Below are 18,271 nucleotides of genomic sequence, written 5' to 3'. Positions count from 1 at the left end.
CGTAACTGCCGCACAGAGCCGATCTCCGAACCAGCGGTCGAAAGCCCGTCCTTCTCGAAGTCGGCTGAGAACGGTTGTGTGCGACCCTACGACGGGACCGGTCCTCGCTCGCGGGGCACGTCCCGAACCTCATCGCGTCGCCCGCAACGGTACGGTTTTGGGCCTGGGGGACGCCGACTCCGCAACCATGTCCAACGAGGCCACGACGCGCGACAGGGACCTCACCGAGATCCGGCGGGACCTGCACGCACACCCCGAAGCGGGCTGGAAGGAGTTCCGGACGACCGCGATGGTCGCCGCCGAACTGGAGTCGCTGGGCTACGAGGTTCACCTCGGGTCCGAAGCGGTCGACCCCGACGAACGGCTCGGCGTCCCCTCCGAGGACGAGATCGCGGCGGCGATCGACCGCGCGCGCCGCGACGGCGCGTCCGACTCCTCCCTCGACCGGATGGACGGGATCACCGGCTGCGTCGGCGTCCGGTCGTTCGGCGACTCGGGACCCGTCGTCGGCGTCCGCGTGGATATGGACGCGCTCGAACGGACGGAGGCCCGCGACGAGGACCACCGCCCGGTCCGGGAGGGGTTCGTCAGCCAGTACCCCGACGAGATGCACGCCTGCGGCCACGACGGCCACACGGCCATCGGGCTCGGGATCGCCCGGCGGTTCGCGGAGGCGGCGGACTCCGGGGACGGTGCGTTCGACGGGACGCTCAAACTGTTCTTCCAGCCCGCAGAGGAGGGCGGACGCGGCGGACTGCCGATGAGCCGGACGCCGCTCCTGGAGGACGTCGATCACCTGGTCGCGCTCCACCTCGGCCTCGGCGTCGAGACCGGTACGATCGTGGCCGGCCGCGACCGCCCGCTCTCGAACGCCAAGCTCGACGTGCGGTATCTGGGCGAGCCGGCCCACGCCGGGGCCGCCCCCCAGGAGGGCCGGAACGCGCTCCAGGCCGCCGCCGCCGCGATGCAGAACCTCTACGCCATCCCCCGGAACGCCGACGGCCCCACCCGGATCAACGTCGGACAGGTCCACTCGCCGAACGCCCAGAACGTCGTCGCCGAGGACGTCGAGATGCGCGTCGAGGTCCGGGGGGCGACCGCCGACCTCAACGAGTACATGCTCGAACACGCCCGCCGGATGGTTCAGGCCGCGGCGGATATGCACGACGTCGGCGTGGAGACCTCGCTGTACGGGAAGACGACGAGCTTCGTCTGCGACGAGGAGATGGTCCAGGCGGTAGCCGGGGCCGCCGAGGGTGTCGAGGGGGTAGAGGAAGTCGTCGAGCGCATGGACTTCGGTGGGAGCGAGGACGCCTCGTACCTCATCGAGCGCGTGCAGGAGGTGGGCGGGACGGCGACCTACATGGGGGTCGGGGCGTCGAACGTCGCCGGGCATCACACGGCGCGGTTCGACATCGACGAGGACGCGCTGGAGATCGGGGTCGACGTGGTGGTGGAGACGGTTCGGTCGCTCACGTAGGCGTCGATCGTCCACCGCGTGCGGCGTACAGGTTATGCTCGCGTGGCACCGACGCACACACAGATATGGAACAGGAGGTCCACGAGTACGACGGGGAGGACATCACGGTCAGTTACGACGTGAAGCGCTGTATCCACGCGAGGGAGTGTGTTCGGGGGCTCCCGGCGGTGTTCGACCCGGACAGGCGGCCCTGGATCACCCCGGACGAGGCCGACGCCGACGATCTGGCCGAGGTCATCACCCGGTGTCCGACGGGTGCGCTCCACTTCGAGCGCAAGGACGGCGGCCGGGAGGAGACGACTCCCGACGAGAACGCCATCGAGGTCGTCGCGGACGGTCCGCTCTACGCCCGGGGGGAGATCGAGGTCGTCACCGAGGACGGCTCGGAGCTACTGTCCGACACCCGCGTCGCGTTCTGTCGGTGCGGCGCGTCCGGGAACAAGCCGCTCTGTGACAACAGCCACCTAGACGTCGACTTCGAGGCCGCCGGGACGGTCACGGGCGAGTCGACGAACGAGGATCCGGCGACGGGACGATTGCGAGTGACGCCGACGGCGAACGGGCCGCTCCACGTCGAGGGCGAGTTCGAGATCAGCGGTGGGGACGACGGGTCGACCTACCGCGACGACGACGCGTGGCTCTGTCGCTGTGGCGAATCGGCGAACAAGCCGTTCTGCGACGGGTCACACGCGGGGGTCGGGTTCACGACCGGGGACGACTGACGAGGACGGCCGGGAGCGAGTTCCTCACAGCAGGTCACCGTCAGGACTCGACGGCGGAACGATTACTACCCCGGCTGGAGCTATCGGGACCATGCCGTTACCCACCCCGGCCGACAGCCACGTCCGGCTCTACGAACCCGCGGAGGAGGTCGAGACGCCCGCCGTCCTCGTCGACCTCGACACCATGGCGGCGAACCTCGACCGGTACGCCGACTTCGCCGACGAGCACGGCGTCCGCCTGCGCTCGCACGCGAAGACGCACAAGACGCCCGCGCTGGCGCACCTCCAGGACCGCCGCACCGGCGGGGGGATCGTCTGCCAGACGCTCGGCGAGGTCGAGGTGATGGCCGCGAACGGGATCGAGGACATCTATCTCACCTACATGGTCGTGGGCGAGCGCAAACTCGACCGCCTGACGCGGCTCGCGGAGACGGTCGAGTCGTTCGCCACGACCGTCGACGGCTCCGGGAACATTCGCCCGCTCCAGGCGGCGGCCGAACGGCGTGACGTCACCGTCGATGCGGTGCTCGAACTCGACACCGGGATGGGTCGCGTCGGGACCGCCTACGAGAACGCCACGGAGCGGGCCGAACTGATCGCCGAGCAGCCGAACCTGGACTTCGCCGGCGTCATGGCCTACGAGGGGATGATCTTCGGCGAGGGAGACGTCCGGACCCCCGAGGAGTACGAGGCGCGGTGCTTCGAGGTGATGGACGAGGTCGAGTCCGCCGTCGAGGGGATCGAGGCGTCGGGCATCCCGGTCGAGGAGGTGCGCGTCGGCTCGACCGCGACGTCGCTCTACAGCGGGAAACACCCCGTAGTCACGGAGATCAACCCCGGGATGTACCTGTTCAACGACCACCGGCTCGTCCGGAACTCGCCGGACGTCTCGCCCGAAGACTGCGCGCTGACGGTCGCCTCGACGGTCATCTCGACCGAGGCCGAGGACCGGCTCGTCGTCGACGCGGGGAGCAAGAGCATCTGCCCGGACGTCGACCTGCCGCCGATGGCCGTCGGGTACGAGGGTCTCGACTACTTCACCGCCTCCGAGGAGCACGGCTGGGTCGATACGAGCGACTGCGAGGAGAGCTTCGAGGTCGGCGACCGCATCGAGTGGGTCCCCCCGCACGTCTGTACCACGGTGAACCTCCACGACACGCTCGTGGGGGTTCGAGAGGGACACGTCGAGGAGGTCTGGAACGTCCAGGGTCGGGGGAAGGTCCGGTAGTCCGGTAGTCCGGTTCGCCGCGGAGGATCCGTGGCTCAGACGAGGAGCAGGAGCGCGGCGTACCCGCCAGTGCCGACCGCGAACGCCGGGAACCGACTCTCGCGCTCCTCGGGGAGCTCCTCCTTGATGACGTTGAGGACGATCCCGCCCGCGAGGAACGCGAACAGCACCGCGAGCATCCCGGACGGGACGTCCGCGACCAGCCCGATCCCGGTCCCGACCAGCACGGCCGCCGCGAGGATCCACCGTCCCCGGTCGTGATAGAGCGACCCGTGATGCTCCCGGAGGCCGTGGTCGTTCACGAGGAAGTGGAGCGCCATGGCCACGAAGAAGAACAGGAGGCTGACGACGCCGGCCTCCTCGCGGTGGAGCAGGAGGTACCCGACGAGCACGTTGTACGCGCCGAACGACCCGACGTGGAGCCAGAAAACGCCCGCCGAGTCCGCCTCCCGATCCCGCCCGTCGTCGCCCGCACGCTGAGCGAACCGTTCGAGCCCGTAGAACGCGACGAACCCCACCAGGGCGACGAGGTAGACGTGGTGTTCGGCGAACGGGATCAGCGGGCCGAACTCGCTCTCGGCGATCTCGGAGCCGGCCTCCTGCACCTCGGGGAAGAGGTGGACGAAGACGTAGGCGACCGAGACCTCCCCGGCGAACGACAGCGTTCGGCTCCGGGGGACGCCGTCGAGGAACCACAGCCGACCGGAGAACCAGTGGACGGCCGCGAGCCCGAAGGCGAGCGCCGGCGCGAGCGCCTCGATCGTGCCACCCCCGGCGAACACCCCCGCGGAGGACGCGGCATCGGCTACCAGTGCGGCGGTCGCACGACCGATCACGAGTCCCTCCCGACGAACGTTGCCGTCCCGATCGATACGCCGGGTGGAGCAGTCGACGGACTCCCGCCGTCGCCGTCCCCGACAGACCGACCCGTGTCGTGTCGGTACCGATCCGGTCGGGCGCGGTCCTCGCTACCTCTCGTCGGTGTCCCGATCCGTCTCGCGTCCGTCCTCGCCGGTTCCGGAGGACTCGCCATACCCGGACTCGGGAGAGGGAGTCCCTCAGCCGAGCGCTTGCTATCGCAGGCGCGTTCGGCTCCGCCGTCGATGGGCCCGGCCCCTTGCCGCCTCGCGTGACGCGACTCCAGGTGAGTGTCCGGAGGATTCGAGAACCGCGGCGGCGGCCGTAATACGCGAAGGACATTTCACCGTGCCAGTTCGTGTTCCGGGCCGTGCGTAACGAGACACGACGGACGCTTCGGAACGGTGCCATCGGGGGCGTCGCGGGGGCCGCGCTCGGGTTCGTGCCGATCGTCCTGCTGGTCGCGCCGCTGCTCGGCGGCGGCGTCGCCGGCTACCTCGAACGCGAGGGGACGAAACGCGACGCGCTCGCGGGGGCGACCGCCGGCGTCCTGATGGCGGCGGTCGGCACGCTCGTCACCGGTGTCGTCCTGCTCGTCCGCTTCGGCGAGCTCCCGTTCGTCTCCCCGGACGTCCCGCTGGCGGGGCTCGCGATCGGTGCCGCCCTCTCGCTGCTCGCGTCGGTCGGACAGGTCGTGGTCGCGGCTATCGGCGGCGTGCTCGGTGGTCTCCTCGCGGTCGAGCGGGAGACGAGCGCCGCCGGTGGCCTCGGATCGTCCGCGCGCGGGTCACGCCCGTGGCTGGCGATCGCGGGCGGCCTCGTCGCCGGCGTCGTCGTCTTCCTCGCCGTGGCGGTCGCCCTGATCGCCGCGCTCGACCCGCTGATCTGGCCGTCGGCGCTCGTCGGCCTCCCGGTGGGGTTCGTCGCGGGGGCGGCGGCCGCCGTCCTCGGGTACCGGTATCTGGGCCGCGGGCCGGGCGACACTGTCGACTGGCGCGTGGTCGGTGCTGGCGCGGTGGCCCTCCTCGTGGTGTTCGCCCTCGTCGTCGGCGGGCTCTACGCGCTCGGTCAGCAGCGCGTCGAGCAGAACGCCGAGGGCACCTACGAGTATCGGGTCACCCTCTCGACTGACCGGACGATCGAGGACGCGACGTTCTACGTCCCGGTCCCGGGGTCGAACGGGGAGGCCGAGATCGGCGAGCGGTTCGTCGAGGAGGTCAGGTACAGCCGCAGCGTCCCGGCTATCGAGGGGTACGACCCGGATCCGGAGCCGGTGAACTTCACGTACGAACTCGTCGAGACCGAGCACGGGCGGATGCTGGCGATATCGGCCGATCGCATCGAGGTCTCCCGCGTCTACTACCGCGTGGTCGAGAACGAGACGATGGGCTGGGCCGAGCGCATCGACCCCGGGGAGTACGACCCGTCCGACCCGAACATGGGTGTCCGGGACGACGGCTCGTTCTCGTTCGACGTCACGGTGGTCGCCGACGACTCCGTCGAGACGGCCGACCCGTTCGGGACCGAACCGCTCCTCGACCCCCGGTACAACCTCACCGAGGTCGAGTGTACGTTCGGTGCCGGGGCACGACAGGAGTGCTACGAGTACGACAGCCGGGTGTACGCCGCCTACGACGCCCCCGAGAACGCGACGGTCTACGTCGGCACGGAGCTCGACGGCCGGAACGAGTGGTTCTCCGGCGGGTGGACCGGAAACGAGTATCGCCAGCGGATCCGGACCGAGCTCCTCGGCCCCGGGACGGGCTGGTATCTGGCCGAAGGGGAGCTGGAGATCGGCAGCGGGCGGTATCGCGGCTGACTCCTCGACGACGTTCGTCTCGAGAGCACCACAACTGGCGCTCCCGGACCTCGCCCGTAACGCTAAGTCCCGGCACCCGGACGGGCGCCCATGGAGATAACCGACGTCGAGACGGTGTTCGCCGACCGCTACCTGTTCGTCCGAATCCACACCGACGAGGGCATCACGGGGCTCGGCGAGTCCGGGACGTGGGGGTTCCTCGAGGCCTCGGCCGGCGCCGTCGAGACGTTCGCCCGCTACCTCGTGGGGCGCGATCCCCTCGAAATCGAGCACCACTGGCAGTACATGTACCGGAACGCCCACTTCCGGGGGGCGGCGATCATGGGCGCGCTCAGCGCCATCGACATCGCCCTGTGGGACATCGCGGGCAAGCACTACGGCGTTCCCGCGTACCGTCTCCTCGGCGGTCCGACCCGGGAGAAGGCGCGGGTCTACGCCCACGTCTTCGGCGAGACGACCGAGGAGCTCGTCGCGGGCTGCCGAGCGGCGAAGGAACGGGGGTTCACCGCGGTCGGACACCTCAACCCGCTGGCAGACGAACCGCGTTCGAAGCCGTACTTCGAGACGCATGCCGCGAAGATCGGCGAGGCGACCGACCGCGTCCGACAGTTCCGCGAGGCCGTCGGCGACGAGGTCGACCTCTGCATCGAGATCCACCGCCGGCTCGACCCCGAGGAGGCCGTCGCCCTGGGGCGCGAGATCGAGGCGTACCGGCCGATGTTCTTCGAGGACCCTACCCGGCCGGACAACTTCGACGCGATGGCGCGGATCGCACATGAGATCGATATCCCCATCGCGACGGGCGAGCGCATCCACACGGTCCAGGAGTTCGAGATGCTCCTCTCGCGCGACGCGGTCGACTACGTTCGTCCGGACGTCTGCATGGTTGGGGGACTGACCCACGCCAAGAAGGTCGCCGCGCTCGCGGAGGCCCACTACGCGAAGGTCGTCCCGCACAACCCGCTCAGCCCGGTGAGTACCGCTGCGTGCCTCCAGCTCGCCGCCTCGATCCCCAACTTCGCTATCCAGGAGTACCCCTACACACGAGACGAGGGCGAGCCCGGCCGCGAACTGCTCGCCGAACCGCTCGAGCGCGACGGCGGCTATCTCGTCGTACCGGACGCCCCGGGCATCGGCGTCGAACTCGACGAGGAGGCCCTCGACGAGCATCCCTACGAGCCACGGGAGGTCCTCACCCGCCTCCACGAGGACGGCTCCGTGGTCGACCAGTAGTTCCGGTGTCCACTCGGACAGGGAGCCCGCAGTCAGAGTATGTGGTCTCGCCGCCCCGGCTGCGGGGTCTGTCGTGATCCGGTGTTCCGCTCGTGGCGAGGACCGCCGGTCGGTTCCGAGGGGCCGGCGCGACGTCCACAGTCAGTAGAGGCTCGCGGTCTTCGCGGCCCGCAGGCGCTCGAACTGGTCGTCCGTGAGCGAGACGTCGTCGGCACCGAGGTTCTCCTCGAGCTGGTCGACGCTGCTCGCGCCGACGATCGGCGCGGTGACGTCGGGGTGGTGGAGGTGGTACGCGAGCGCGACCTGGGCGGGCGTCGCGCCGACCGCCTCGGCTGTTTCCAGTACCGCGTCGAGCACTTCGAAGTTCTCCTCTGTCAGGTAGTTCGACTCGAAGCTCCCGTCGGCCGCGGCCGTCGACTCCTCGGGCGTGTCGCTCTCGCGTGAGTACTTCCCGGTGAGGAACCCCCATCCCAGCGGGCTCCAGGGGACGACTCCGAGGCCGTAGTCCCGGCACATCTCCAGGTAGCCCGCCTCGATCTCCCGGTCGACGAGGTTGTAGCGCGGCTGGGTCACGGTGAACGGTTCGTACCCCTCGCGTGCGGCGATCTCGTTCGCCTTGACGATCTTCCAGGCGTCGGGCTCGCCCGAGGAGATACCGAGGTAGTTGACCTTCCCCGCCTCGACGAACCCGTCGAGGGTGCGCATGAACTCCGCCGCGGGCGTTGAGTCGTCCCAGCGATGACAGTAGAGGAGGTCGATGTAGTCCGTTCCGAGCCGGTCGAGACAGACGTCGATCTGCCGGCGGAGGTGTTTGCGGTTGAGTCCCTCCCCGTTCGGGTCGCCCGGCCGTCGGGGGCGGTGGATCTTCGTAGCGACGACGAAGTCCTCGCGGTCGCGGTCGGACAGCCAGTTACCGATCCACTCCTCGCTCCGCCCGTCGCCGTACTTGTCGGCGGTGTCGATGAAGTTGCCGCCGTGCTCGGCGTAGGCGTCCAGCAGGTCGTAGGCCTCCTGTTCGGTGGTCTCGACGAGACCGCCGTCGACGTCGTAGCGCTCCTCGCCGTCGACCAGCCGGCGGCCGAACCGCCAGGTGCCGAACGCGAGTCGGCTGACCTTCAGACCCGTCCGTCCCAGCGGGACCGTCTCGATACCCATGCGTACCGGTCACGGGCCGACGTGATAATACGTCGCCTCGACGGAACGTCCCCCCGGTGTCCACGCCCCGAAAACACGCGTCCCACGGCTCATCGGATTTAGCTTTTTGGCATCGTTCACCGACCGTGCCGCACCATACAATGACACCTTCGCGGTGGATGGTGACAGATGCGGTCCGGCACAGCAGGGGCATCCTACATCCCCAACCCAAGTACCCCTGTTGGACCGGCCTTATTAGAGGTGTTCTCGATAACTCGATCTGAAACGCCCGGCGTCGGCGAACGGCGCGCGGTGGACTCGCCGACAAGCGCGACGCTCGATCGCCGACCGGACGCCCCGAGAGCCGGTGGCGAGTGCCCCGGTTTCCCCGCCTCTCTCCCGTGTGGGATCACTCGACCGTCCTCTCGACGATCGGTGTCCCATCGATCGGGCCGTCGAGGGCGAAGACGCCCACGGTGTCGAGGGTGACCGTCGCTCCCTCCCCACCGGACCTCCCCAGGAGATCGGACGACTCGACTCCCGGCGGGAGATCGACCGAGACTGGATCGGCCTCGAAGTTCAGTGCGACGAGCACCGCCTCCGGACCCGAGACGCCGGTCGACGCGCTCGCCTCGCGGACGAAGAACGCCACCTCGTGGTCGCTCTCGACGGGCAGGGTGCGGAGCGCGGCGTCGGCGTGGAGCGCGTCGAGGTCGTGATAGCGGTCGATCAGCCGCCGGTAGAACGCCAGGTGTGCTGCGTCGTACCGCTCCCAGTTCATGAACGCGCGCTGGCGGCCGCCCGGACGGACGTCGGCGTCGGGATCGACGTTCCCTCCGGAGGTCACCCCGCGGCCGTCTTCCTCGCCCGCCCACCGTCCGGTGCCGTAGCGGCTGATCGCCCGTTCGGCACCGTAGTAGACTGTCGGTATCCCGGGGAGCGTGACGCAGGCGGCGAAACACGCCCGCTGGAGCCGAGCGGCGCGGTCCCACTCCTCGTCGGTCACGTCGTCGTGATCGGGGTCGAGCGGGTCGACGGCCGCCAGGCTGAGCAGTCGGTGTTCGTCGTGGTTCTCGACGCTGTTGAGGAACAGCGCGTGGTCGGGGTGTCCCCGGTCCCGACGGTCGAGCACGGCCTCGACCAGAGCGCTCGGATCCGGTTCCCCCCGGCGGTCGGTTCCCGACGTCGCTGGCTCCCGCCGGGGGGACAGCCGACGCACGAGGTCCTGGGCGGTGTAGGTGAGCCCCGTCGTGTCGAAGTGGACGTCGAACTGGTTCTCCGAGAACGCCGGGTCGTTCGGGATCGTCTCGTCGAGGGTGAAGAACTCGGCGTCGTTCGCCCGGACGACCTCCCTGACCTCGCGCCAGACGCTGTGCTGGACGCCGAACGCGACGTCACAGCGGAAGCCGTCCACGCCGACCACCCGCGACCAGAAGTCCGCGACCCCGAGCATGAACTCCCGCGCGGCGACGTGCTCGTAGTTCCAGTTCGGCATCGAGCGGAGGTCGGCGAACCCGGTCGGGCGGGGGGCCTCCTCCAGGACCGTCCCGTCGGGGGCGTACCGCCGAACGGCCGCCCGATCCCACCAGTCGAACGTCCTCGCTCCCTCGTCCCACCGGAGGACCCGAAGCGGGTCTTCCCCGCCGAGCGACTCCGACCCCGCGGACTCCCCGATCGTCCCCGTGAACTCGTCGATCCGGAACCCCGCGTGGCTGGCGACGAGATCGAAACAGACCCTGATCCCTTGCTCGTGACAGGCGTCGACGAACTCGACGTACGCGTCGAGGGGGTCCATCCCGTCGGGTGCGAGGTCGGGGGCGACGTCGAAGTAGTCGAGCGTGTCGTAGCCGTGCGGACCGCCGCCCGCCCGCTCGGTTTCGGCGCTCGCCGCGGGGACGACCGGCGTGAGCCACACGACGTCGACGCCGAGGTCGGCGAGGTAGTCGACGCCCCGTGCTCCGGTCTCCGGGTCGCCGTCGATCAGCGTCTCGAACGTCGTCGCGCCGCGCTCGCCCGCCCACGACCGCGGGAAGATCTGGTAGAGGACGGCGTCGTCGAGCCACCCGGGCGGGCGGTTCGGAAGCGTCACGTCCCCGTCGGGGCGCAGTTCGATCGAGTCGCCCACGCTCGCCCGCCGGCCGTCGTACGCGGCGGCGTGGACCCGACAGACATCCTCCCCGAGTGCGTCGAGCGGAACCGTCGCCGACAGCCCGTCGTCCCCGATCTCGATCCCGTCTCCGGGGAGCGGGTCGCGGTCGTCCGCCAGGAACTCGACGCGCAGGTCTCCGCACCTCGCCTCGCCCGACGGCGCGAGCGCGGCGTTCGACTCGATCCGGAAGCGCTCCGTCACGGGGTCGAACTCGGCGTCGAGTTCGAGCCGTGGACGGGGCGTATCGTCGGGTTCGGGGAAGGCGTGGACGGTCAGTTCGTGGGTTCCGTCCGGTGCGTCGAGTCCCAACAGGTATCTGCCGGGTGCGTCGGCCTCGAACTCGGCGACGTGATCCATCCCGGTGTCGTACCGGGGGATCGGGGTCGTCGGCGTGGCGAACGAGAGGACGTCACCGTCGCTTCCCGGTGGAGCGGAGACGACCGACCACTCGAAGGCGTCGGCGCCGTAGGGCTCGGGATCGAGTCGCAGGTCGGGTAACCGCGGCGCGAGTCCGTCGCGACCGCCGTGCTCGATCTCGACTTCTACCCCGAGCCCGGTGGTGTCCGCCGCGAGGACGAAGATCGGGTCCCGTATCGGCTCGCCGACGTGGACGAACCGTGGCGGGCCGGGGTGGTGAGACGAGACCGGCGTTCGCGGCGTGAAGCCGTCGGGCATCGTCCGTCCACTGTCCGAGCGCGACAAAAACGTGTTCGCTACGACGGCCCGCCGTCGATCCGTTTCGAGGGGTGGCGGTCCGGGATCAGTCGTCGTCGGCCGGGGTCGCGTCCGCCGACCTGCCGAGCGCGAACACGTCCGGGCTCGCCTTCGGGACGCGCTCGGCGTAGCCGGGCACCTCGTTCCGGTAGACCTCCCGGGGTCGTTTGTGCTCCTGGAAGGCCGGCATGACCTCCTCGGCGAACCGCTCGTAGGACTGCCGCCACCGGTACTCGGGGATCCCCCAGTCGTGGTGGTTGATGACGAGGCGACCGAAGTGGCCGAGCTCCTCGCGGAGCTGCCGGATCTGGGCGATGCACTCCTCCGGCGAGCCCATGATGAAGGGGAGGTTCTCGATCATCCACTCCAGGGTGACCTCCTCGCCCCACGCCCAGTCCGGCTCGTGTGCGACCAGGTTGATGAGCCCGCCGTCGCCGAGGCCGAACAGGTAGTCGTAGTACTCCTCCGCACCCTCCCTGATCTCCTCGTAGGCCTCCTCCTTGCTGTCGGCGACGAACACCTCGCGGACGACGGTCCACTCGTCACGGACCTCGTGGGGATCGCGGCCGACCTCCTCGGCGGTCCGGTCGAGCTCGTCGGCGATGTCCGTCAGCCCCACGGCGGCCGGGTTGTTCCCCGATTCGAGCGGCGCGAAGCTGATGCACAGCGGCCGGTGGCCGTCCTTCACGGCGTTGGTGAACGAGCTCAGCGAGGAGAGCCCCGCGAGGGCCGTCGGTCGGTCCTCGCCCTGGTAGGGCGGGACCTGGATGGCCCGCTCGTCGTACTGGTAGAACTCGCCGTCGAACGCCGTGGGCTCCTCGGCCTCCAGGTACGTCTCGATGACGTCGATCGCCTCCCACATCTTGTTCTTGCCGTCCTCGCCGACGTTGAACATCTCCATGTCGGCGGGGAGCGCCCCGGCCCCGTAGCCGAAGTTGATGCGGCCGTCGGCCAGCTGGTCGAGGAAGGCCATCCGCTCAGCGACGTGGAACGGGTCCTGGAAGTCGTAGGGCAGGTTGAGCGTCCCCGTCCCCAGCCGGATGGTGTCGGTGGCCTGGGCCATACACGCCAGCTGGAGTTCGGGCATCGGCGAGCTCTCGTGGCCTTGTGTGTGGTGCTCGCCGACCCAGTACTCCTCGAACCCCAGCTTCTCGGCGAGGACCGCGAGGTCGGTCATCTGGTGGTGGGCCAGGTTCCAGTTCAGCTCCGGACGGTACTCCGGCATCGAGAAGACGCCGAAACTCATTCCTTCGTCCATGATTTCGCCACCCTCCCCTCACGAGAAACCCACTAAAGCCTTGCCCACAGTTACCACCCACCAGTAGCGTCCGCCGCCGGTGGTGCCGGGCTTCCGAGCGCCTCTGGTAGCGAACGTCACCCGAGGAGCCCCTGGGACCTGCCCTCGGGCGTTTCACGCCGGACTGGTCGGTGTTTGCGAATGCCAACCACTATGAGCGCGCCCCCGGATACGTCGCATCCAGTCATGGATATCTCGCTCGTCCTCCCGCCCGAACCCGACGAACGCTGGACGCTCGCCGAGCAGGTCGGCGTGAACCACGCCGTCTTCCACTCGCTGGAGATCGGCGACGGCTCGCTCCCCTACGAGTACGACGAACTGCTCCGCATCGTCAACCGCTATCGCGACCACGGCATGGAGCCCGCGGTGTTCGAGGGGAGCGTCCCCGTGACCGACACGACTCGGCTGGCCCTCGACGGCCGCGACGAGGAGATCGAGCGGTTCTGCACGCTCGTGCGCAACCTCGGCGAACTCGGCGTCGACGTCGTCTGCTACGACTGGATGTCCGGCCTCCGCTGGGCCCGGACCTCCGTGACCACCCCTGCCCGCGGGAACTCGCTGACGAGTGCCTACGACGACGAGCAGATGCGCCGCGGCCCGACCCCCGCGGCGGCGAGGAACACGACGAGGGAGGACCTCTGGGAGAACCTGGAGTACTTCCTCGAACGGGTGGTCCCCGTCGCCGAGGAGGCGGGGGTCTACCTCGGCCTGCACCCCGACGACCCGCCCATCTCGGACGTCCGGGGGATGCCACGCATCATCACTAGCCCGGAGGCGTACGACCGCGTGCTCGACATCTACGACTCGCCGCACAACGGCGTGACGTTCTGTCAGGGCAACTTCTCCGCGATGGGGGTCGACATCCCCGAGACCATCCGGCACTTCGGCGACCGCATCCACTTCGTCCACTTCCGCGACGTCGACGGCCCCGCCGAGGACTTCGTCGAGACCTGGCACGACGAGGGACCGACGGACATGCAGGCGGCCATAGACGCCTACAAGGATATCGGGTTCGACGGTCCGATCCGACCGGACCACGTCCCGACGATGGCCGGCGAGGACAACTCCATCCCGGGGTATCACATCACGGGCAAGCTGTTCGCCGCCGGTTACATGAAGGGTCTGCTCGAGGACTGATCGGCGGTCGAGCGGGGGGAGCCCTCCTCCGGGGCCGGCGTGATCGGGAGTACCGGGCGCTTCGCCCGGGTTCGCCCCCGTGAAGCGGACGACTACCCCACCGGGACCTCTTCAGGCCGCCAGATATCGACGACGCCGGGCACGCCGATCAGCTCGATCATCAGCGCGGCACTCCTCGATTCCGCCGTCTCCCCTTCGAGGTCGACCTCGGCGAGACACGCCTCGACCGACCTCGTGATCCGACCCTCCCCGGCGTGGGTGACGGTCAGATCGGCCGCCTGCTGCTGATCGACCGCCAGACGATCCTGCTCAGCTCGTTCGACCCCGAGAGCGGGAAGGAGATGGCCGTGTACGGCCACGGCTTCGGCAACGGGCTCGTCGTGATCGCCCGGCGGCTCATGGCGACCGGGCTGTTCCCCGCCGAGGACCCCGGCTGACCACGACCTCGTTTCCCGTCCCTCCGCAGGACTGCTCGGTTCGTCCGCTGTGTGCGCACCTGCACCGCTGGCCATCGAGCGGCGCGACGGACTCGGGGCACCGGGGCCGCTCTACTCCGGGTTCGGCCCCGCCTCGACGGGCGCGATGACGGGCTCGTCGACGAGACCGACGAACGCCCTCCGGAGGAGATGGCCGGCCCCACGACGGACGAGTTCGGAGGTGTTCTGCGGGGAGACACCGAGTTCGTCGGCGATCTCCTCGAGCGTCGTCTCCCGCGGGACGGCGAAGTAGCCCCCTTCGACCGCCAGGAGTAGCGCCTGGCGCTGTCTGGACGTGATACCGCCGTCGGGAGCGATCTCGGGGTGCTCGGCGGCCGTACAGACGCGCCCGATGTCGACGGGGAAGTCCTCGGTACGACAGAACCGGGAGAAGTGCGAGAGGGCGTCGTGATCCGGGAAGCGAACGGTGAACGCCCAGGGGTCGTTCCCGTGGGCGTCCATGATCGTGCCGCCGGCCTCACCGAGACCGTCGAGGAACGTCTCGCCCCCCGGGTCCCACTCGACGGCGTACAGCGCACGCTCCTCGGTGTGGAGTCGCGCGTCGACGTCCGCGACGAGTTCGCTCCCCCGAAGGTGGCGTTCGAACGCCGCGATCCCCGGGCCCGAGACCCAGAGAAACGGGATACGCGCCCCGGTGAGCGGGACGAACCGTTCGAGGTACACCTGGACGGTCGGAGGGTAACTGGTGGCCCGTCCGAACGGGAACGACGGCGCGGGGAGCGTGAACTCGGTGGTGACGGCTGGGGCCACGGTCACTCGATCTCCCGGTGGCGGGCGTGTGCCACCCACTCCTCGACCGCGGGGGACATCGTGGACCGGACCGTCCCCCGCCGGTCGTCGTACTCGAGGACGCCCGTGTCGGCGAGCCGGGGCAGGTGAGTGTGATACAGGGCGATCCAGAGCTCCTTCCGGGGCGGGGGATCGGTCCCCGGGCTGTCGCCCGTCTCGTAGGTACGGATCGCGCTCACCAGGTCGCCGGAGTCGACGGGTTCGTCCTTCCTGGTCGACAGGTAGTAGAGGACGTACCGACGTCGCGCCCGCTGCAGGAGCCCGAAGACCAGATCGAGGTGTTCGGCCACGCGCGGAACCCGTGTGCCCGTGTCGGCGGCGTCACTCCCCATACCCTGTCCCCCCGGTCGTACTACGAACTCGGTTCCTAACATCTTTTGAACAGTAACGTATTATACGCAATAAACATCAAACGTGCTGAATTTCACGAGAGAATGTGTATTGAGGAAACGGGTGACAGGGCGATTTGGAGTCACCTCCGGAGACGCTGACAGCTCGGGGACGTCCTTCGGGGGCCGTGTCGAACGTCTTTCGAACGGCGGCCGCGGCTCCCGTCGGTCCCGAGCGCGCGCCAGCCCTCCGGCCCCTCGAAGATGGCGTAGGCCGTACCGCATTCGGTGCATCTCCCGAGCGCCTGTGCCTCTGCTGTCATCGAACGGTGCCACCAGGCGGACCGGGGTAGCTCTACCTCGTGCAGCATCACGGTGTTCATCTGCGGGCACGGGATCGGGACCGGAACGGCCGCCCGGTCGCCCATCGGCGGCGGCTCCGATCCCCGGCATCACCGGCGGCGGCGTCCGGGCGAGGAGCACGGATTCCGTCCCGGCTGAACCTGCAAGCAACGGGCATTACCCGGTGACCGCCGAACCCCCGTGCAACCGATGCGGTGGAGACCGCTCGGGACGGGCGCTTCGTCGAACGCGATACAACGATGACCGATACGACTACCGAGGCGGAGGCGACGGCGACCGGTCCGCTCGACAGCGGGTCGTTGCTGAAGGCGCTGGTCGGGTTCGCGATCGCCGGGGTGGTGATCTACTACTTCGGCGGTCGGATCGGGTGGGGGGAGATACTCGCGACCCTCCGGAACGCCGACTACAAGTGGGTCGCCGTCGCCTGCGTCTCGACCACCCTGAGCCTCGTCATCTGGTCGAAGGCGTGGGACGTCCTGCTCTCGGTCGTCGACGTCGACATCCCGTTCCCGACCATCTCCATCACGTACGTCGCGGCGACGTTCGCCGACTACCTCACCCCGTTCGGGCGGGCCGGCGGCGGCCCGTTCGTCGCGTACGTCCTCTCGCGTAACGACCGCGCGACCTTCCAGGACAGCCTCGCGAGCATCGTCACCTCGGATACGCTCAACCTGGTCCCGTTCTTCACGTTCGCGGCCCTCGGGTTCGTCGCGCTGATCGTCACCGGGCAGTTCCCGGAGAACGCCCGGATGCTCCTCTGGGGGCTGGGCGCGCTGTTCGTCGCCCTCCCGCTCCTGGCGTACCTGTTCTGGACGCGGCGACGGGCCGTCGAACGGGTCGCCGACGCGGTCCTCAGCCCCGTCGCCCGCCGGACCGATCGGATCGACCCCCACGAGATACGCGACCGGGTCGACGAGTTCTACGGCCTCGTCGACCGGATGGCCGTCGACCGCCGCGCGATCGCGGAGACCCTCGTCTACGCGTTCGTCGGCTGGGTCTTCTTCGCCCTCCCGCTGTACTTCGCGGCACTCACCCTCGGCGTGAGCCTCTCGCCGCTGGTGGTGCTGTTCGTCGTCCCGGCGAGCACCGTCGCCGGGTTCGTCCCCACGCCCGGCGGCCTCGGCGGCGTGGAGGCGGCCATCGTCGGCCTCGTGATCGCGCTGACGGCGCTCGGTCCGGAGACCGCCGCGGCGCTCGCGCTCGTCTACCGGGTGGCGAGCTTCGTCTACGTGCTCCTCCTCGGCGGGGGGGCGATGCTCTACCTCGTCCTGTGGTCCTGAGCCGCTCCCGTTTCTCCGGGGAGTCGAGCCCGCCTCTCCATCGCCTATCTCGGGCGGTGAAGACGACCGCCAGGGCTCCGAGGCGGTCGCTACAGGTCCGACGAGTGACGAGGTGGGGCGGCTCCGTCATCGGACGCCCGTCGACCCCGCCGGTACACCCGTCCGTGGCTCCGATCGGATCCGACCGGCGAGCACCGCAGTGCTCCGCTACTGGACGATACTCGCCCTCGTTCCCGCGATCGTGAGCGTGAGCGCTCAGGCGACCAGCGGCCGGCCGTCCGTCCGTTCCAGCTCGCCGAAGAGCTCGGCGCACGCCTCGTTGAACGCCCGGGGATTGTCCTGGTTGACCAGGTGGCCCGCGTCGGGTACCTCCCGCCAGGACCCGTCGACGACACTCCTCGCGATCTGCTTGCCCTGTCGCTTGACCAGCGGCGACTCCTGGTCCCCGTAGAGCACCAGCGTCGGCGTGCGAACGTGGGACAGGTCCGGCGGCCCGAACTCGTAGAGCGCCCGGAAGATCTTCAGGTACTCGTCGACGGAGATCCCGCCGACGGCCTTCATCGCCTCCGAGCGGACCGCGGGATCGAGGGTCAGCCAGCGCCGACCCGTCGTCGTCCTGATCGATCCGAGCAGCGCCTCGAACGTCGCCGTCGACCCGACGGCCGAGAGCATCCCGGCGACGAACGGGAGCGGCGAGAGGAAGGGCTTCACGCCGCGCGGGAGGGCGACCGGCGGCATCGACCGGAGCGGCCCGCCGATCACCGCCGCGCGCGCCCGGTCCGGGTGTCTGTCGAGGTAGGACTGGACCACCATCCCGCCGAGGGAGAGACCGCAGAGGATCGGTCGCTCGATCGAGATATGCGACAGGAGGCGTTCGAGGTCGTCGACGAACAGGTCGACCGAGTACCGCGACGAACCGGTCGCGCCGGTCCTGCCGTGCCCGCGGCAGTCGAACGTCACGACCCGGTACTCGTCCGTGAAACGGTCGATCTGAGGAGCCCAGGCGTCGGCGTTCTGCCACCCGCCGTGGAGACAGACGAGCGGGGGACCGCTTCCTCGCTCGTCGTACCAGAGCGTCCCGTCATCGAGATCTAGCGTCGGCATTGGTTACCGGTTGGGGCTCACCGTGCTTGGGTGCCACCCTTGCGAGGCCGACGACTCTGTCGCAGTCGAACCCTTCCCGTACTGGCGACGGGGCCAGTCGATACGAGCTACGTCGACGACTCGGACGCTACGTCGACC

14 protein-coding genes and 1 pseudogene are annotated in these 18,271 nt (G+C 69.4%); 8 read left to right on the top strand and 7 right to left on the bottom strand.

The features are described 5' to 3' along the window. Positions 1 to 187: 187 nt before the first annotated feature. The 3 genes from WDJ58_RS22125 (at position 188) to WDJ58_RS22115 (ending at position 3,430) form a co-directional block, all read left to right on the top strand. Entirely contained in the window at positions 188 to 1,480 is a 1,293-nt protein-coding gene (locus WDJ58_RS22125) for an amidohydrolase (protein ID WP_338915480.1), read from the top strand. A 65-nt stretch (positions 1,481 to 1,545) separates the two neighbouring features. After that, a complete protein-coding gene (locus tag WDJ58_RS22120; protein ID WP_338915479.1) occupies positions 1,546 to 2,202 on the top strand; it encodes a CDGSH iron-sulfur domain-containing protein in 657 nt (218 codons plus the stop codon). 91 nt (positions 2,203 to 2,293) lie between these two features. Further along, complete coding sequence (locus WDJ58_RS22115) at positions 2,294 to 3,430, top strand: alanine racemase (RefSeq protein WP_338915478.1); 1,137 nt, start codon at positions 2,294 to 2,296, stop codon at positions 3,428 to 3,430. A gap of 35 nt (positions 3,431 to 3,465) precedes the next feature. On the opposite strand, the gene WDJ58_RS22110 is transcribed toward WDJ58_RS22115, so the two are convergent. Next, positions 3,466 to 4,212, bottom strand: coding sequence for a hypothetical protein (locus WDJ58_RS22110; RefSeq protein ID WP_380661671.1), 747 nt, complete (start codon positions 4,210 to 4,212; stop codon positions 3,466 to 3,468). A 446-nt stretch (positions 4,213 to 4,658) separates the two neighbouring features. Here WDJ58_RS22110 and WDJ58_RS22105 point away from each other — a divergent pair, with 446 nt between their 5' ends. Together WDJ58_RS22105 and dgoD are read left to right on the top strand one after the other, a co-directional pair. Further along, the gene (locus WDJ58_RS22105; RefSeq protein WP_338915476.1) at positions 4,659 to 6,107 is read left to right on the top strand and encodes a DUF5518 domain-containing protein; all 1,449 of its coding nucleotides are present in this window, start codon (positions 4,659 to 4,661) and stop codon (positions 6,105 to 6,107) included. Between the two features lie 90 nt (positions 6,108 to 6,197). Next, positions 6,198 to 7,340, top strand: a complete 1,143-nt coding sequence (dgoD, locus tag WDJ58_RS22100) for a galactonate dehydratase (protein WP_338915475.1) — start codon at positions 6,198 to 6,200, stop codon at positions 7,338 to 7,340. Between the two features lie 141 nt (positions 7,341 to 7,481). On the opposite strand, the gene WDJ58_RS22095 is transcribed toward dgoD, so the two are convergent. From WDJ58_RS22095 to WDJ58_RS22085, 3 genes are all read right to left on the bottom strand, one after another. Next, complete coding sequence (locus WDJ58_RS22095) at positions 7,482 to 8,495, bottom strand: aldo/keto reductase (RefSeq protein ID WP_338915474.1); 1,014 nt, start codon at positions 8,493 to 8,495, stop codon at positions 7,482 to 7,484. A 388-nt stretch (positions 8,496 to 8,883) separates the two neighbouring features. Beyond that, positions 8,884 to 11,298, bottom strand: a complete 2,415-nt coding sequence (locus WDJ58_RS22090; RefSeq protein ID WP_338915473.1) for an alpha-amylase family glycosyl hydrolase — start codon at positions 11,296 to 11,298, stop codon at positions 8,884 to 8,886. Between the two features lie 85 nt (positions 11,299 to 11,383). Next, positions 11,384 to 12,595, bottom strand: coding sequence for an LLM class flavin-dependent oxidoreductase (locus WDJ58_RS22085; RefSeq protein ID WP_338915472.1), 1,212 nt, complete (start codon positions 12,593 to 12,595; stop codon positions 11,384 to 11,386). Positions 12,596 to 12,820: 225 nt separating this feature from the next. Between WDJ58_RS22085 and WDJ58_RS22080 the strand changes: the two genes are divergently transcribed. Beyond that, positions 12,821 to 13,771 (top strand): mannonate dehydratase, encoded by a 951-nt coding sequence (locus WDJ58_RS22080; protein WP_338915471.1) that lies wholly within the window; start codon positions 12,821 to 12,823, stop codon positions 13,769 to 13,771. 269 nt (positions 13,772 to 14,040) lie between these two features. Next, a pseudogene (locus tag WDJ58_RS22075) lies at positions 14,041 to 14,208 on the top strand (TrmB family transcriptional regulator); the annotation flags it as partial. A 111-nt stretch (positions 14,209 to 14,319) separates the two neighbouring features. Here the strand turns inward: WDJ58_RS22075 and WDJ58_RS22070 are convergent. Next, on the bottom strand, positions 14,320 to 15,024 hold the full coding sequence (locus tag WDJ58_RS22070) for a helix-turn-helix domain-containing protein (RefSeq protein WP_338915469.1): 705 nt from the start codon (positions 15,022 to 15,024) through the stop codon (positions 14,320 to 14,322). After that, positions 15,021 to 15,389: a DUF7344 domain-containing protein gene (locus tag WDJ58_RS22065; RefSeq protein ID WP_338915468.1), complete on the bottom strand. Its 369-nt coding sequence runs from the start codon at positions 15,387 to 15,389 to the stop codon at positions 15,021 to 15,023. Before WDJ58_RS22065 ends, WDJ58_RS22070 begins: the two co-directional genes overlap by 4 nt. Positions 15,390 to 15,988: 599 nt before the next feature. Here WDJ58_RS22065 and WDJ58_RS22060 point away from each other — a divergent pair. Beyond that, a complete protein-coding gene (locus WDJ58_RS22060) occupies positions 15,989 to 17,029 on the top strand; it encodes a lysylphosphatidylglycerol synthase transmembrane domain-containing protein (protein WP_338915467.1) in 1,041 nt (346 codons plus the stop codon). Between the two features lie 255 nt (positions 17,030 to 17,284). On the opposite strand, the gene WDJ58_RS22055 is transcribed toward WDJ58_RS22060, so the two are convergent. After that, on the bottom strand, positions 17,285 to 18,133 hold the full coding sequence (locus tag WDJ58_RS22055) for an alpha/beta fold hydrolase (protein ID WP_338915466.1): 849 nt from the start codon (positions 18,131 to 18,133) through the stop codon (positions 17,285 to 17,287). Positions 18,134 to 18,271: the final 138 nt, after the last annotated feature.

The sequence above is a fragment of the Salinirubellus litoreus genome, assembly GCF_037335815.1.
Lineage (GTDB): Archaea > Halobacteriota > Halobacteria > Halobacteriales > Haloarculaceae > Salinirubellus > Salinirubellus litoreus.
The sequence above is the reverse complement of the archived record's forward strand: the minus strand, read 5'-3'. Positions and strand labels throughout refer to the sequence as shown.

Excerpts from the sequence above, each read along its gene's own strand:
- WDJ58_RS22085 (WP_338915472.1), bottom strand. The coding sequence starts at position 12,595 with ATGGACGAAGGAATGAGTTTCGGCGTCTTCTCGATGCCGGAGTACCGT.
- WDJ58_RS22115 (WP_338915478.1), top strand. The coding sequence starts at position 2,294 with ATGCCGTTACCCACCCCGGCCGACAGCCACGTCCGGCTCTACGAACCC.
- WDJ58_RS22065 (WP_338915468.1), bottom strand. The coding sequence starts at position 15,389 with ATGGGGAGTGACGCCGCCGACACGGGCACACGGGTTCCGCGCGTGGCC.
- WDJ58_RS22125 (WP_338915480.1), top strand. The coding sequence starts at position 188 with ATGTCCAACGAGGCCACGACGCGCGACAGGGACCTCACCGAGATCCGG.
- WDJ58_RS22090 (WP_338915473.1), bottom strand. The coding sequence starts at position 11,298 with ATGCCCGACGGCTTCACGCCGCGAACGCCGGTCTCGTCTCACCACCCC.
- WDJ58_RS22095 (WP_338915474.1), bottom strand. The coding sequence starts at position 8,495 with ATGGGTATCGAGACGGTCCCGCTGGGACGGACGGGTCTGAAGGTCAGC.
- WDJ58_RS22080 (WP_338915471.1), top strand. The coding sequence starts at position 12,821 with ATGGATATCTCGCTCGTCCTCCCGCCCGAACCCGACGAACGCTGGACG.
- dgoD (WP_338915475.1), top strand. The coding sequence starts at position 6,198 with ATGGAGATAACCGACGTCGAGACGGTGTTCGCCGACCGCTACCTGTTC.
- WDJ58_RS22060 (WP_338915467.1), top strand. The coding sequence starts at position 15,989 with ATGACCGATACGACTACCGAGGCGGAGGCGACGGCGACCGGTCCGCTC.
- WDJ58_RS22120 (WP_338915479.1), top strand. The coding sequence starts at position 1,546 with ATGGAACAGGAGGTCCACGAGTACGACGGGGAGGACATCACGGTCAGT.
- WDJ58_RS22055 (WP_338915466.1), bottom strand. The coding sequence starts at position 18,133 with ATGCCGACGCTAGATCTCGATGACGGGACGCTCTGGTACGACGAGCGA.